Raw genomic sequence first — 14,342 nt, forward strand, 5'->3', positions numbered from 1 at the left:
TTAATGGGAGTTTCCTTGTTCGCCGCTTTGAGATTTTACTGTTTTCTCACTTTGCAAAACCATATTTTCTTTCGTACTGACAACGGTTACTTTATCTGCATAGGAGTCGCTCTTTTTAGATTGGACATTTCTTTCATTTTCGGCGATCTCAGTTCGCATGTCAGATGATTCATGGATATTACCGGTTGCAGTCTGCATCAGATCTTTTCCTGCGGTATCAATCATATTCACTCCCGCATTGGATACAATATTCACATTGGCGGTGGCATACATGTTATTTCCAGCGATAGAAGTAATATCCCGCCCTGCTGTCATTTTGATGTTATTCCCTGCGGTGAAGGTCATGTCTTTTGGGGCATTAACAGTGATATTTCCTTTTCCATCCATGAAATACGTATTTCCACTCGGGTCTTCAATATAAATGCTGCCTTCTGCATCATTGAAAATCACTTTATTCCCGCTTCTGGTCTGTATGGATTTGATATGGTTGTTGACACCACCTCCGAGTGCTACTGCACCATGGAACATTCCTCCCATGGCAAAAGGAAAATCCGGATGATGATATTCGAAGCCTACCATGACCTGGTCACCCACTTCAGGTACAGCTACAAAGCCTCTGTTTTGAGTAATGGCATCAGTACCTCCGGCATCCGGGCTCATCATTCTGATAAAATGGGTGGTATCATGCAGCTGCCAGTCGAATTGTACCTTTATTCTTCCCTGATTCAGAGGGTCTGTATTAGAAATGACGGTAGCAATCTGTGGTTCTGCAGGGATTTGTTCAAAATCAGGTTTTGGAATATATCCCGTACCTTCTGCAATCGCTTCAAATGATCCTGTATAAATCCCTCTTGTATTTACTTCATGAGAAACTTCTGTGATCATAAGTTTCGTAAAATAGGAGGTCTGATTGCTGCTGGGTTTTCTCATCTCAATATCCGCAATACAACCCGGATACAAGAACGGCACAGAAGTATTTGCGGAAACGGTAAAAACTTCTACAGCTGCGCTCCCTGCAGCACTTTTTTGAGCATCGTCTACATTTAATGACATATTTGCATTCACGGGAGAAGGGTTCAGGGCTCTGGTCTTGTAAATACCATCATTCAGGTCATAAGCTTTGGAAGCCAGTTGCCCCAAATGTTTGATATTAGCCGTTGAGCTTAATAGTTTCTCGTGTTTACTGCTGTTATAACCGAAGAATTCAGGTTTTGTATGTACCGCTTTGAGTTCAATGCAGATATCACTCACATTACTTCCATAGGTAAGTTTTATAGGTTGCTCTCCCGGAGGAAGTTTTCCGAAGTGAAGCACCTCACCGTCATAGTAAAACTGTTCCCCATAAGTTTCTGCCAGTCTTGCAAGGTAGTTGTAATGTGTTTCTTTGTATTGTGCGCTATAGTTGATATAGCTTTTGTTTTTTGTATCTATTTTAAAATCGTATTTACCGGAACCTAAGGTTTCCTTAATGACCCTGTCTGCAATGATGGAGGTATTGACCTGCTGATCACCACCGAAACTTTGTGTATGCGGAGCAGAATCCATTAAAATGGTAGGACTTTTTCCTTTTAGAACGATACTGCCAAGGCTTGCTTTTTCCTGGCTGAAAGCAACCTGAGTGATAAAACCTACAAAAGTTCTTTCAGGACTCTCGTTTTCAGCATCTTTATATTTAAAGACGACCGTTAAACGCTTTCCTAAAAACTGTTGAGCTTCTTCCAGGTTATGATCCTGCCCGTCTCCTAAGGCATCGTGAGCAAGGGTAAGTTCGAAAGTATGATGTTTCCGGATACTCTGTTGGAGGCGGAAATGCTTGAAATATTTGATGATTTTACCTTCAATCACAATATCCAGCTTTACCACGCGCTGGAGTCCGGCTATATGATTTTCAGCAATCTTGTCTGCATTGGTAGTCTTATTTTTCATCGGTTTTTTCTTTTGTGGTTATATCACTAAAATTAGAAATGTTTTAAATTAGTCAGATATAGAAACTGTTAAATTTTAAAAATTGTAGTAGAATTACGACATTTGACAAAGAAATGTCTCACAAACCAAAACAATTGTAATAAATATGGTCCTTTTCGCAGGAAATAAATCTCATATTTCCTTGAAAGCCGATATTTCGTTAACAGAGACAAAAAGACCATCCTGCTTAAGAATGATCTTTGTAATTTGTTGATTGCTGGAAATTAAGAAGCAGGCCACAGTCCCAAATACTGTGAAGTTCCGTAGTCAATGGTTTCCGCGCTTACCACAAAGCTGATCAGCATGCTGTTACTGTCAACAGCATCGAACTCTACCTCATGCTGGATCACATATCCGTTTTCCCAGTTTAAAGTAATTAAAGTTCCTTCCTCATGAGACTTATTGAAAATAACTTCCCCTTTGGTAGGTTTGTATTTTCCGTTAAGTAATGTTTCAAGGATGTCAGATTTTTCTGTAGCTTCTACAGTCAGTTTTATAAGGGCATTAGAAGGGTCTGAAGCTACACGTCCCGATACATCTGTAGATCTGGATACGCTGTATTTCAGTTTTAATAGCTTTTGCCCTTCACTTCCGTTGAATTTTAAGATTCCTCTTGAGTTTGCTGCCATGGTTGTAAATTTTCTGGTTAATTAATATGCTTTCTGTGATTCTGACACAAATGTATATTTCTTCAATTAAACTTAAAAATTTTTACCATTAAGTTTCAGTATTTGTAGTAATTCTACGATTTTATGTCGTAGTTCTACGATATTTTTGCAGAACGTAGCTATGAAGAAGGATCAGAGATAAATGACCTGCGTTTTTAGAACTTTTCTACCCAGATGCTCAAGAATATTCTTATATCTTTCAACCTGCGCTTCATCTTTCATCTTCTCTTCCCCGGTTTTAAAATCAATAATGATATAGCCCTCATCACTTTTTAAAATACGGTCAGGTCTTGAAATATAACTCTTACCTCTTTCCGAAATCATGATATCTTTCTCATTAATAACTTCCCACTTTTCATCAAAGAATTCTGAATAAGTCCTGACAATCTCTTCCAGCTTGCTCTGAATTTCATTTTTCTCTTCAATGGTAATCTGCCCTTCCAGAGCATACGCTTCCAGTACCCTGGAAATATCTTTTTCTGTATTGATTTTGGAAAGAAGCTCATGGACAAAAAGCCCGATTCTTACCTTCTCATTTCTTACCTGATAATTTTTTGAAGGAGTTGCAATTTTGATGGAAGTGCTCTTTTCATTGACATTTTTCAGATTTTGGATATTCTGGGTTTTAAAAGATGAGGTTTTATCACGGGAATGTTTTTTTAACATTTCAGGATGTACCTCATACAAGTCAAACTCATCCGCATTTTCCGTATTTTTTGTTTGAAGGAACTCTAGCAACTCCAGATTATTTGAAGTTTTGTTGGCTTTTTGAATATAGAAAAATAACTGCTCAACAGGTCGGGTTGTTGCAACATATTGAAGGCACAGACGGTCAATCAGGTTTTTATAAGAATTTTTTCTATTGAATGCCTGAATTTCTTCGTCGTACGTTTCGAGGTTTTTACTGAATTGGTTGATATTGACTGATTTTAAAGCAGAGTTCTCACTGGTATCAAACCAATTCGTAAATTCATTGTCCCGATTCTTATTCATCATAGGAATAAAGACAATAGGAAACTCCAGCCCTTTAGACTTATGAATGGTCATAATCTGGATGGCATCGATATTTTCAGAGGCCTGAATGGTGTAAGAAGAAGCTTCCTCATCCCAATATTTCAGGAATTCTTTCGTACTTGCTCCTGCATTCTGAGTAAAGTTAAAAAGCATTTCCATGAAATTGAGCAGGAAGTCGGTTTCTTTATTCTCCACCGAAAATTCATTGATGTAATATTCTATAAAATTATACAGGTTGAATCTTGGGAAATTATCCTGTTTCAACTGTAATGAATACTTTTGTCGGAGAAAATGAAGAATTTCTTCATGACTTTCAATGTCAAGAATTTCCTTCATTTCCCATGTGAAATCAGCCATACCGACGCGTCCCAATGTATTCAGATGGTACATCATCATAATCAGGCAGGTCCTGTTTTTAGGATTGATTTCCCATCTAAGAAACTCAATAACGGCTTTTAAAGTACTCGAAAGCTCCAGCGTAAGCCCTTTATCTGAAATTGTTTTGATATTGGTTTCCTGACCACGGTATTTCACTTTCAGGTTACCCAGTTTTTGAGAATAACTGAAAATATCAAAATTTCCACGACAGAGAATCGTAATATCTGAAAATGTAAAACCATTATCCAGACACTCCTGAATATCTTTACACATTCTGTCTGAGGTGTCATCGTAAAATTCTTCGTTGGTGAGATTGTCTATGAGGTTTACTTTTACCCGGCCTTCAAGTTGAGATCTGGGGCTTTGTTCAGCATCTGTTCCAAAAATATTCTTATGCTCCTCTTCCAGTCCTTCGGAATGAAAACGATACAACTCATTATTAAACCGGACAATATTGCGGGCGCTTCTCCAGTTGTCTTTTAAAACAAGAAGATCTGCTTCCTTAGGGGAAAATTCTTTTTTATTAATGATGTCCAGCATCAGCTTGCTCTCCCCGCCACGGAATCTGTAAATACTTTGTTTGGGATCGCCAACGAGCGTAAATGAGGTATATTCTGAAGAAACACTGTGATCTCTCAAAGGAACAAAGTTCTGCCATTGTAGCTCGGAAGTATCCTGAAATTCATCAAAGAAATAATGCTGAAATTGAGCTCCTACTTTTTCGTAAATAAAAGCAGAAGGTTCATTTTTGAGATTCTCATTGATCAGGATGTTAAACTTAGACAATAGCACAAGGTCATTTTCTTCCTCAATTTTTCTGAGTTCATCCTGAATATCTTTATTTACTTTCAAAGGAAGAAGGGCAGATAAGACTTTCTCCTTCTTCTGGGTTTCAATGTACAGAAGGATGAGCTGCATTCTGTTTTCAAGAAGCTGATCAAGAATTTCAAAAATCTCAGCTTCTCTATGTTTCGATTTTGAAGAAGCTCCCTTTCTGTAATTGTTCACCACAGAGTCTTCCTGTGTGGTAGGAAACGGAAAGCCTGGTCTTTTCTGCTGGTAAAAGTCAATCACTTTTGTGAAAAATCCTCCGATACCGTTTTTACCCTGGGCAAAATCTTCAATCTCAATATTTCTTGCTTTAAATAATTCAATGGATTTTGCAGCAAGCTCTGTAGCCTGCTTTTTGTTCAGGACAATTTCTTTGCGGAGTACATTTTTTATATTTTCATAATTGGCATCGTCAAAATCATTGTTATTTTTCAGATGCTCATAATGAATATCCTTTACAAACTCCTTGGCAGAATCATACAGGTTTTTGTTGAGGTTAATTCTCTCATTGTTTTCAAGACTGTAGTCTACATAATCCATGAAAGAATTGGAAATCGTTTCATTCTCACCGATCTTATCCAGCATTTTATCCACAGCTTCGATCAGGAAGGGTTCAGCTTCAATTTCAAGATTAAAATTTTTAGCCAGGCCCAATTCATAAGAAAAACTCCTTACCAGCCTTGAATTAAAACGGTCAATGGTTCCGATATTCAGTGTAGAGTAATTGTGCAGAATATAATCCAGAAGCCTCTTTGAGCGAACATGAAGCTCATCAATGGTAATTTTTAAACCTTCTGCTTCAAATGCTTTCTGTATATTTTTCAGGTCTGTATTGTCTGCAAAACCTTGGGAGGCGAAGTTTCCTAACCATGATAAAATCCTTTCCTTCATCTCATTCGCTGCTTTGTTGGTGAAAGTCAGGGCGAGAATATTCCTGATCGATTGCTGTTGATTAGGATAGCGGAGACAGATCATCAGAAGCCTTTGAACCAGGGCATATGTTTTTCCTGATCCTGCTGAAGCATTGATGACTGTGTAAGAATTTTCCATTGTAAAAGGTCGTATTGAGACTGCAAGTTAGCTAAAATTTAAAAGAAACTTTAACAAATTAATCGGGCTATTGATCAGTTTCAGGGATAAAAAAAGAAAATAAATATTAAAACACGTTAAGGGTGGTTAAACTTGTGGTCCACGTTAAAAATAATTTTAGCTTTGTTTTATAAAAAGTATCCCGTGAAATTTAAACTATTCCTTATCCTTCCCCTTATTTTTTTTATTAAAACCCATGCCCAAACTTACATTTTCGGTAAAGTGATTTCCGAAAGCGGGACTGAAATGCAGGATGTCAACGTAATCAATATAAGGACTGATGAAATGGTACTTTCCAATACTGACGGACATTTTATGATTTCCGGAAAAGCAGGAGATGAATTACGTTTTATAAAGGCGGGATATGATCGTTTGTCTAAAAGAATATCCCAGGAAAATATACAGGCTCCTATCAATGTCACTTTGGTGCGTACCACCATAGAAATTCCTGAAGTTCAAGTAAAACAGGGACTTACTGGGAATCTGAAAATTGATTCACGGACTTATAACAAACCCCAGAAAGTACAAAAACTTACCAAAGAAATTGATCGGTATATTGCACAGAAGTCTGATCCTAGAATACTGGCTGCAAGACCGGGAGAATTTGTGCAGCCGAAAGGAGAAGGATTTTCGATCGGAAAAGCGAAAGATAAGTGGGATGATATTGATTTAATGAACTATATCAAAGCAAGCCTTGGGGATGAGTATTTTACCAATCTTAAAATAGAAAAACCCTTGATAGATCATTTTATTTCCTATGTTCTTGCAGGTGGTTTTGAAAGAAAAAAAATCCTGAAATACGGATATTGTAGTGATGCAGATCTATACAGGTTCCAGCGTTTTGTTTTGGTAAGAATTTCATCCTATCGTACTCCACAACCCCGGAATTAACACGTATGAAAATTTTTCTCAGATTATGCCTTTGTCTGGCTTTTCTATCGACCATAAACATTTTTTCACAACAAACCATCACCGGACGTATCACCGATGAAAGTGGTGAAAGTTTAAGTGCGGTAACCGTCGTCAATATGGCCTCCGATAAAAAAACGTCTTCAGATTCACACGGAATGTTCTCTATAGAAGCATCTCCCAATGATGAGCTTAGGTTTGTCAAAGAAGATTTTACAAGAGTCTCCCGGAGAGTTCTTATCAATGGAATTAATTCACAATTGTTGATCACTCTTTATCAGATTCCTAAAGATGTCGGGGAGGTGAAAATCGTAAAAAAGCTTTCCGGTGATCTCGATCAGGACTCCAGAATCGTAGCCAAAGCAGATAAAGGTGAGCAGGTAAGAAATGCTGTCGGCCTGCCACAACCGGTCGGGAAAATGAGAGAAAAACCGGCAGAAGTGAAAACTGTTCTCCTGCCTATATTGCTGGGAAACCTGAATGTTCAGGGATTATATGATTTAATAAGCGGAAAGGCCAAAAAACAGAAGCGGCAGTATAGATATGATGACCTGCAGGAGCATATTGCCTGGATCAGAAACAGGGTAGAAGACGAATACTTTATTAAAGCCGGAATTCCTGCAGACAGGATTTCAGAATTTATACAGTTTTCATTTGTAGCAAAACCTCAGGTACGAACCTATGTGAAAGCAAGAAACCTTTCAGGCGTTTTGCTGAGGTTAGAAGAGACAATACCACTTTTTCTCGAAAGATTGCAAGATTCTTCAAAGTAGCGATACCGGATAAGGCTATTCGTTTTTGGTTTAAAATACTGGAACAGAAATTGATGCGTTAGAATAAAAACAAACCAAATTCTCAAATTTTATGAATAAAAATAATATTGCAGTAGCGGTGGTCATAGCCTTAGGCTTTATTATTGGTCTTGGCTTTTTAGGAAATGCCATCAAGAATCGTAATAAATCTGAAAATACCATTTCTGTAACCGGTCTTGGAACCAAACAATTTACATCCGATCTGATCACCTGGTCAGGAAGTTTTTCTAAAAATAATATAGACTTAAAATCTGCTTATGATGAGCTAGCACTCGACAGGAAAGTGATCAATGACTATCTGGTCTCTAAGGGAATCAAACAGAACGAAATCGTATTTTCTTCAGTAGATATTCAGAAACAGTTCAGAAGTTACAATGATTCCAATGGAAATTATGTACAGGGTGAGTTTTCCGGATACAACCTGACTCAAAAAGTATCTATCGAAAGTAAGGAAGTTGGTAAAATTGAGAACCTGTCCAGAAATATTACGGAAATTATCAATCGCGGAATAGAATTTACTTCTTCTTCACCTTCCTATTTCTATACAAAACTGGCCACGGTAAAGCAGGAAATGATCGCCAGTGCTACAAAAGATGCAAAAGAACGAGCAGCAAAGATTGCAGAAAACTCTGGAAGCAGCTTGGGAAATCTTAAAAAGGCAACGATGGGAGTGATCCAGATCACAGCACCCAATTCAAATGAAGATTACTCATATGGCGGGACTTTTAATACTTCGTCGAAAGAAAAAGAAGCCAGTATTACTATTAAGCTTGAATATGAAGTAAATTAAGTGTTGATACGAATTCTAAATCCTCTGTAAACAAAATAACGCCGGAATTTCCGGCGTTTTATATTTTAAGGATAAATAATATCACAAATTTCTTTTTTGATTTCTTCTATATTTTCAGGAGTATAGTTGGCCAGCAACCAAAGGTTCAAAGACTGTTTCCCTTCGCCATAGCTTGGCTGAATATAAGTGGTGTCAACCAGGCTGAAATTATTCCTCTGGTAAAAAGAGTAACGGCGCGTAGCATCTTCGCTCAAATCAGCCGGCTCAATTTCCAAAATGACATGGGGATAATTTTCCGTCAGGTGATTAACGATATGAGATCCCAGCTTTTTACTTCTGAAGGCTTCAAATACCTCGAAATGCTCCACAAAAACAAACGAACTCATTTTCCAGAGAATAAGATATCCAATGGCCTCCTTCTCATGGATCACAGACATAAAGCTAACATGTGGATTTGAAAATAAATCCAAAAACTGATCTTTGTCTCTTTGCTCGTCTACAGGAAAAGTGCTGATATAAGAATTATAGATCTCCTGAACTCTATCATCCTCAGCATAAGTAATCGGTAAAAATTCCATAATTATAAATCAAAAACGCTTGGTCTTCTGGTAATGAAGATATCTTTAATCCAAAGGGTGAATGCTAATCCCAGATAAATCAGAAAGAAAAAACCCGCAGTGGCAAAAGTGGAGTAGATGAAGAAAATCCTTAATTTAGATACAGGGATTCCCAGTTTAGCGCCCATTCTTGTCAGGACTCCAAACCACTCTCTTTCCATTTTATGACGGATATTACTTAGCATTTCAAGATTTTTTTTGTTTAATCTGATACTGCAAGATACGCAATTTTTTTGATTATTTTTGAAGAGTTAAAAATGCTATTGTTCCTTTAAAAGTCTAAACCCTATACCGCAGGCCAGACAGTTCTTGTGCTCACAGTAGTTTTTATAGTGAAAAATCATACTTTGACTTTCCAGTGCATTGTTAATCGTTACTCCAAGGTTTTTCCAGTTCCGGATTACTGAGTTTTTTTCCGCGGTGATATGTCGGTAGAATTCAATGATTTCATCGGCAGCTTCTTCATGATGATATCTGTGATAGACGTATTTTAAGGGAAGAACGGTATTCAAAAGAACAAGGTCAATAAATTCTTTACTTAATGCCTTAGGCTGCATTTTTGAAATCGTTCCAAAATTAAAATGAAAATCCCAGTATTCAGAAGCTTTTATCGAAGAAAAAATTTCATACAGCTGATCTGCACTTTCCACTTTAATGATTTTTGAAAACAAATTCTGATGCTGGAAATAGAGATCTGCCAGCTGAGATAACCTGATGGTAGGGAAATTGGGAGGTCTTAACCGTAAGAATTTAGGATGAAACTGTAAGTCTGCTATGGTGAACTTCTTTTTTAGAAACTCAAATTCTCGTTTTAAAAGTTTCATATACATATCTTCAGGACGATCCAGCCATCCGGAAATTCCAAAAAATAATGCTTCGAGTTGCAGGGGATTTTGACGGATTTTATTGATAATGCCATAGTCAATACTTTCAGCAATTTGCCTGAAAATATGAGCATTTACCTTGAGCCCGAAAGAGTAGGCAAAGCTGTGAAATAAAACGGCTTCAAAATCATTTTTGTGCCGAACAAGACATTGCTCAAATTCCTCAGATTTTTCTTCCAGCTTTTTCAGAATATTTGCGTCGTGAAAATTAACGGGAATTTTTTCCTTTGTAAAGATCTTTTCACAGGCAATAAACTGGCTTCCTTTGATAAGATTTTCATACGAAGTGATAATATTTTCATCAATATAATCTTTCAGTTCCAACGTGGGGATTCCTTTTGTGGTGTGGTCGTTAATTTCTACGTCATAAAGGAAAATGACGTGAAGAATAATGTTTTTATAATTGGGATCCTGAGAATGATTATGAAAAATCCAGTCCGAAGAGCGGACATGAAGCTCTATATTACCGGCTAAAACGAGGCCGTTGGTTTTAATTTTTGCATCCAGAAAATCCGGGCCGGCATTGGTATTCCACTTTCCAAAGTGTATAATTTCAACGGAATTTCCTTCAATATCCTTGAAGTCAAAATGTTTGAAAACTTTATAGTTCCAAAGATATTGAAGTAATTTTTCCGTCATAAGCTGACGATAAATATAATAGAAATATTATACTTTCGTCAGTTCCTTATTAAAATTTTCTATGGTCGTTCTATACATTTTCTCATAGATAGGAAGAATGTTTTTCAAGTCAAACTTTATCGCCTGATCTTTCGCATTTTGCTTCATTTTGGTTAAAAGCTCTTCATTGCTCAAGAGCTTAATGGTGTAATTGCTCATTGCTTCTACATTTCCAATCTCAGCCAGAAATCCGGTTTCTCCCTGAATGTTAACCTCCGGAATTCCTCCCGCGTTCGAGCTGATAACTGGGGTATAAGCCGCCATTGCTTCCAGGGCCGCCAAACCAAAACTTTCCTGTTCGGAAGGAAGTAAAAATACATCGGAAAGCTGTAAAATCTTGTAAAGATCATTTACTTTCCCCAGCAGACGGATTTTTGAGATAAGTTCAGGATTCTCCTCGAGGAACTGGTTCACTTTTTCCATATCCGGACCTTCCCCGATAATGATAAGTTTAGATTTTACTTTTTTCTCCACGTTTTTAAAGATCTGCAGCACTTCATCCACACGCTTTACAGGACGTAAGTTGGACACGTGAATCAGGATCTTTTCATCAGGATTGGCAAATTGAGTTCTCTGACATTCTGAGCAATCATCAAATTCAGTATTATCAATAAAGTTGGTGATCACCTGGATTTCTTTTTTGATATTAAAAAATTGAAGAGTATCCTTTTTCAGGCTTTCAGAAACCGAAGTAATTGCATCCGACTTATTGATAGAAAATTCTACCGCATGCTTATAACTCGGGTGCTGCCCAACAAGAGTGATATCAGTACCGTGCAATGTCGTTACCAGAGGGATATCATTATTGTCTTCCTTGAGCATTTGCTTAGCTGTAAACGCTGCATACGCATAAGGAATGGCATAATGAGCATGAAGCAGATCCAGTTTGTAAAGATTCACGACCCTGTAAATCATAGAACTTAAAGCAATATCATACGGCTGATATTGAAAAAGGGGATAGGTCTGAACATTTACCCTGTGAAAGAAAATATTGGGATTGGTAATGTCTAGCCTTGCAGGAAGTGCGGAGCTTATAAAATGCACCTCATATCCTTTATTGGCAAGAGACATCCCAAGTTCTGTTGCTACAATTCCGCTTCCACCATAGGTAGGATAGCAAAGTATGCCTATTTTCATTTGATTATTGTTGTTTTTGATGTTGTATTATTTGTTATTCTTCTGAGAAGCCGGATCTAGATCAATTCCCATTCCTGCTTTTAATCGGTCATTTACCAATACAGGAAGCCTTCCCGAGATTTTTGTTTTTCCATTTAAAGCATCAGCTGTTGCATTCATCGAATCATCATTGTTTTCATAAGAAACCAGAACTGTAGATATTTTTGAAATATCAATATCTTTTAAAGCGTAGGCACTTCCAAAAACATTCAGGATTACATTTTGATTTTGAGTAAGATCTGCAAGTACTTTTTTAGATTCTGCAGATATTTTATAAGGTTTATAAGCCGTTGAATTATCCTTATGCAATCCAGCAATTACCGTTGAACCTGCCGGTATAGAATTAATTTCAGATGCCTTTTTAATGATGACATTTGAGCCTAGCCGGTTGGCAAAAGTTTGATAAGGTGCTTCTTCCAATGGAATATAATACACTTGCTTTCCCGATATCGGAAGCAGTTTTTTATCGTCTTTTAGTAACGTCAATGCATTGGCATAAAGATTCTGAACCAATATTCTGTGTGATTCATTATTTAAATCAGAATTAATATTTTCAGGGTTTTTCGGAGTATACTGAGTAAGTCCCAGGAAATATTTGGTCAGTAATATTTTCTTTACACTTTCTTCTACTCTTGACTGAGGAATTTCCCCTTTATCAATGGCTTTCTGAATTAATTTTTTTCCTTCAGAAACACCTTGGGAGAAAAGCATAATATCATTTCCTGCAGCGAATGCCAAGGCGTCCAGTTCTCCGGGTTTATACTTATTGGCCACTGCCCCCATATTTAAGGCATCAGTAATGATTAAACCTTTATACCCTAATTGATTTTTAAGCAGACCTGTGATAATATTTTTAGAAACAGAAGCCGGAATCCCTTTGCCTGATTCCAGACTTGGAACATATAAATGGGCAACCATTACACCCCCGATTCCTTTATCCATCAAGGCCTTGAATGGTGCTAATTCTGTTGTATTAAGCCTTTCGATATTGTGAGAAACCACAGGAAGGTCAAGATGAGAATCAGTACTGGTATCACCGTGTCCGGGAAAATGCTTGATGGCAGCTAGTATATTATTGTCCTGGAGACCGTTAGAATAAGATAGGGCAGAACTGATCACATTAGGAACTTCTGAACCAAAGCTTCTGTTCCCAATGATTGGATTATTAGGATTGGTATTCACATCAACTACCGGAGCAAAATCCCAGTTGATCCCCATTCTGTGGCAGTCTTCTGCAATTTTGGCAGACATCTGATGGATCAGGTCTTTATCCTGAATCGCACCCAATGTCATGGCCCACGGAAATTTGTGTGCTGTTGCTATTCTCTGAAACAGCCCCCATTCTGCATCCATACCAATCATTAAAGGAATTCTGGATTTTTGCTGGAATTCATTCACAAGGCTAATTTCTCTTGCCGCATCATCCTGCATTAAGATCAATCCTCCGATTTTATCATTCACAACAATATTCCTTACCTGGCTGATGAAATCTTCACCTTTATTGGTATATAATGCAACAATAAAGAGCTGTCCCAGCTTTTCATCCTGAGAAAGATTTTTGTAAGTCTTCTCAACCCATTGCCGGGCCTTTTTTATATCTTCCGGAGAAGTATTTTTCGGCTGATACTGAGCCATAGCTTTAGGGCTTATGAATGCAGCAATAAAGAGAGAAGTATATAATAATTTCTTCATGACTTTTTGAATAAGAACAAAAATACAATTAAAAAAATTGACAAAAACAACGTTTTTGAAATTTTTGGTATATGATTTGAATACGCAATATAAATAATAACTAAACTTTTATAGAAATGAAAAAAATTCTTCCATTTATGCTATTAGCCGGAATTGGATTCTTATCATATAGCTGCGACAATAAAGATGATGTTGTGGTACAACAGAATGCGAATTTCCAGATGAAAGATATCACTGGAACCTTTACTGGAGCTAATAATGCGGACTTTACTATTTCACAAGGACTAGGATTGAAGAGTACAGATGGTCTATTAGTATATAGAAATATCAATTCAAACTCTAATAACAGTGCTATTTGGCAACAAATTCCAAAGACTTATTTTCTGTCAACTGGTAGAGAATTGGATTATAACTTTATTTTCAATAAAGATAATGTTGATATAACAACTAAAGCTAATTTTGACCAGAATACAATGACTTCTGCGGAAAGACAAACGTATTTGACTAATCAAACATTTAGAATTATTATTGTTCCTGCGAATACAACTGGTACGAGCAACAAGTCAGCTAAAGCACCTGTTGATTACAGCGACTACAATGCTGTGGTAAAATATTATAATCTTAATGATTCTAATGTGCCATCAGTAAGAGTAAATTAAGAAATATCTTTTCAGTTTTTTATAATTAAAAAAAGCTCCGGGAGAATTATTCTTCCGGGGCTTTTGATTTGATGATCTGTTGTTTACAATTTTATGACTTCAGGAGGTTATAAAAGATAGTGTGTAAAGGTTTTGATGCAAAGCAAAAATATAGACCAAATAAAAAAGCTTCAGAGAAAC

The 14,342-nt window shown here is 37.0% G+C and carries 12 protein-coding genes; 4 read left to right on the plus strand and 8 right to left on the minus strand.

Translation table 11 applies throughout. The features are described from left to right. The 3 genes from M030_RS0113205 to M030_RS0113215 all read right to left on the minus strand — a co-directional run bounded on the left by M030_RS0113205 (position 1) and on the right by M030_RS0113215 (position 5,906). Positions 1 to 1,926 (minus strand): type VI secretion system Vgr family protein, encoded by a 1,926-nt coding sequence (locus M030_RS0113205; RefSeq protein ID WP_027373941.1) that lies wholly within the window; start codon positions 1,924 to 1,926, stop codon positions 1 to 3. A gap of 263 nt (positions 1,927 to 2,189) precedes the next feature. Beyond that, positions 2,190 to 2,594, minus strand: coding sequence for a type VI secretion system tube protein TssD (gene tssD / locus M030_RS0113210; protein WP_027373942.1), 405 nt, complete (start codon positions 2,592 to 2,594; stop codon positions 2,190 to 2,192). Positions 2,595 to 2,765: 171 nt separating this feature from the next. Next, entirely contained in the window at positions 2,766 to 5,906 is a 3,141-nt protein-coding gene (locus tag M030_RS0113215; RefSeq protein WP_027373943.1) for a UvrD-helicase domain-containing protein, read from the minus strand. Positions 5,907 to 6,089: 183 nt separating this feature from the next. Here M030_RS0113215 and M030_RS0113220 point away from each other — a divergent pair, with 183 nt between their 5' ends. The 3 genes from M030_RS0113220 (at position 6,090) to M030_RS0113230 (ending at position 8,456) form a co-directional block, all read left to right on the plus strand. After that, a complete protein-coding gene (locus M030_RS0113220; protein ID WP_027373944.1) occupies positions 6,090 to 6,836 on the plus strand; it encodes a hypothetical protein in 747 nt (248 codons plus the stop codon). Between the two features lie 5 nt (positions 6,837 to 6,841). Beyond that, a complete protein-coding gene (locus M030_RS0113225) occupies positions 6,842 to 7,627 on the plus strand; it encodes a carboxypeptidase-like regulatory domain-containing protein (protein WP_027373945.1) in 786 nt (261 codons plus the stop codon). Positions 7,628 to 7,718: 91 nt separating this feature from the next. After that, positions 7,719 to 8,456: an SIMPL domain-containing protein gene (locus M030_RS0113230; RefSeq protein WP_027373946.1), complete on the plus strand. Its 738-nt coding sequence runs from the start codon at positions 7,719 to 7,721 to the stop codon at positions 8,454 to 8,456. A 65-nt stretch (positions 8,457 to 8,521) separates the two neighbouring features. Here the strand turns inward: M030_RS0113230 and M030_RS0113235 are convergent, their stop codons facing one another. The 5 genes from M030_RS0113235 to M030_RS0113255 all read right to left on the minus strand — a co-directional run bounded on the left by M030_RS0113235 (position 8,522) and on the right by M030_RS0113255 (position 13,503). Then, positions 8,522 to 9,034: a GNAT family N-acetyltransferase gene (locus M030_RS0113235; protein WP_051585065.1), complete on the minus strand. Its 513-nt coding sequence runs from the start codon at positions 9,032 to 9,034 to the stop codon at positions 8,522 to 8,524. 2 nt (positions 9,035 to 9,036) lie between these two features. After that, a complete protein-coding gene (locus M030_RS0113240) occupies positions 9,037 to 9,258 on the minus strand; it encodes a PspC family transcriptional regulator (RefSeq protein ID WP_027373948.1) in 222 nt (73 codons plus the stop codon). A gap of 75 nt (positions 9,259 to 9,333) precedes the next feature. Beyond that, complete coding sequence (locus M030_RS0113245; protein ID WP_027373949.1) at positions 9,334 to 10,596, minus strand: DUF2851 family protein; 1,263 nt, start codon at positions 10,594 to 10,596, stop codon at positions 9,334 to 9,336. Between the two features lie 27 nt (positions 10,597 to 10,623). Further along, positions 10,624 to 11,772 (minus strand): N-acetyl-alpha-D-glucosaminyl L-malate synthase BshA, encoded by a 1,149-nt coding sequence (gene bshA, locus M030_RS0113250; RefSeq protein WP_027373950.1) that lies wholly within the window; start codon positions 11,770 to 11,772, stop codon positions 10,624 to 10,626. Positions 11,773 to 11,799: 27 nt separating this feature from the next. Then, complete coding sequence (locus M030_RS0113255) at positions 11,800 to 13,503, minus strand: glycoside hydrolase family 3 protein (protein ID WP_051585067.1); 1,704 nt, start codon at positions 13,501 to 13,503, stop codon at positions 11,800 to 11,802. A gap of 116 nt (positions 13,504 to 13,619) precedes the next feature. Here M030_RS0113255 and M030_RS0113260 point away from each other — a divergent pair, with 116 nt between their 5' ends. Further along, complete coding sequence (locus tag M030_RS0113260) at positions 13,620 to 14,162, plus strand: hypothetical protein (protein WP_027373952.1); 543 nt, start codon at positions 13,620 to 13,622, stop codon at positions 14,160 to 14,162. Positions 14,163 to 14,342 lie beyond the last annotated feature (180 nt).

The organism is Chryseobacterium sp. UNC8MFCol, from assembly GCF_000482305.1.
GTDB classification, from domain to species: domain Bacteria; phylum Bacteroidota; class Bacteroidia; order Flavobacteriales; family Weeksellaceae; genus Chryseobacterium; species Chryseobacterium indologenes.

What these genes read in the sequence shown, in the direction of transcription:
- M030_RS0113260 (WP_027373952.1), top strand. Translation starts at nt 13,620, where the DNA reads ATGAAAAAAATTCTTCCATTTATGCTATTAGCCGGAATTGGATTCTTA.
- M030_RS0113255 (WP_051585067.1), bottom strand. Translation starts at nt 13,503, where the DNA reads ATGAAGAAATTATTATATACTTCTCTCTTTATTGCTGCATTCATAAGC.
- tssD (WP_027373942.1), bottom strand. Translation starts at nt 2,594, where the DNA reads ATGGCAGCAAACTCAAGAGGAATCTTAAAATTCAACGGAAGTGAAGGG.
- M030_RS0113240 (WP_027373948.1), bottom strand. Translation starts at nt 9,258, where the DNA reads ATGCTAAGTAATATCCGTCATAAAATGGAAAGAGAGTGGTTTGGAGTC.
- M030_RS0113235 (WP_051585065.1), bottom strand. Translation starts at nt 9,034, where the DNA reads ATGGAATTTTTACCGATTACTTATGCTGAGGATGATAGAGTTCAGGAG.
- bshA (WP_027373950.1), bottom strand. Translation starts at nt 11,772, where the DNA reads ATGAAAATAGGCATACTTTGCTATCCTACCTATGGTGGAAGCGGAATT.
- M030_RS0113205 (WP_027373941.1), bottom strand. Translation starts at nt 1,926, where the DNA reads ATGAAAAATAAGACTACCAATGCAGACAAGATTGCTGAAAATCATATA.
- M030_RS0113215 (WP_027373943.1), bottom strand. Translation starts at nt 5,906, where the DNA reads ATGGAAAATTCTTACACAGTCATCAATGCTTCAGCAGGATCAGGAAAA.
- M030_RS0113230 (WP_027373946.1), top strand. Translation starts at nt 7,719, where the DNA reads ATGAATAAAAATAATATTGCAGTAGCGGTGGTCATAGCCTTAGGCTTT.
- M030_RS0113225 (WP_027373945.1), top strand. Translation starts at nt 6,842, where the DNA reads ATGAAAATTTTTCTCAGATTATGCCTTTGTCTGGCTTTTCTATCGACC.
- M030_RS0113245 (WP_027373949.1), bottom strand. Translation starts at nt 10,596, where the DNA reads ATGACGGAAAAATTACTTCAATATCTTTGGAACTATAAAGTTTTCAAA.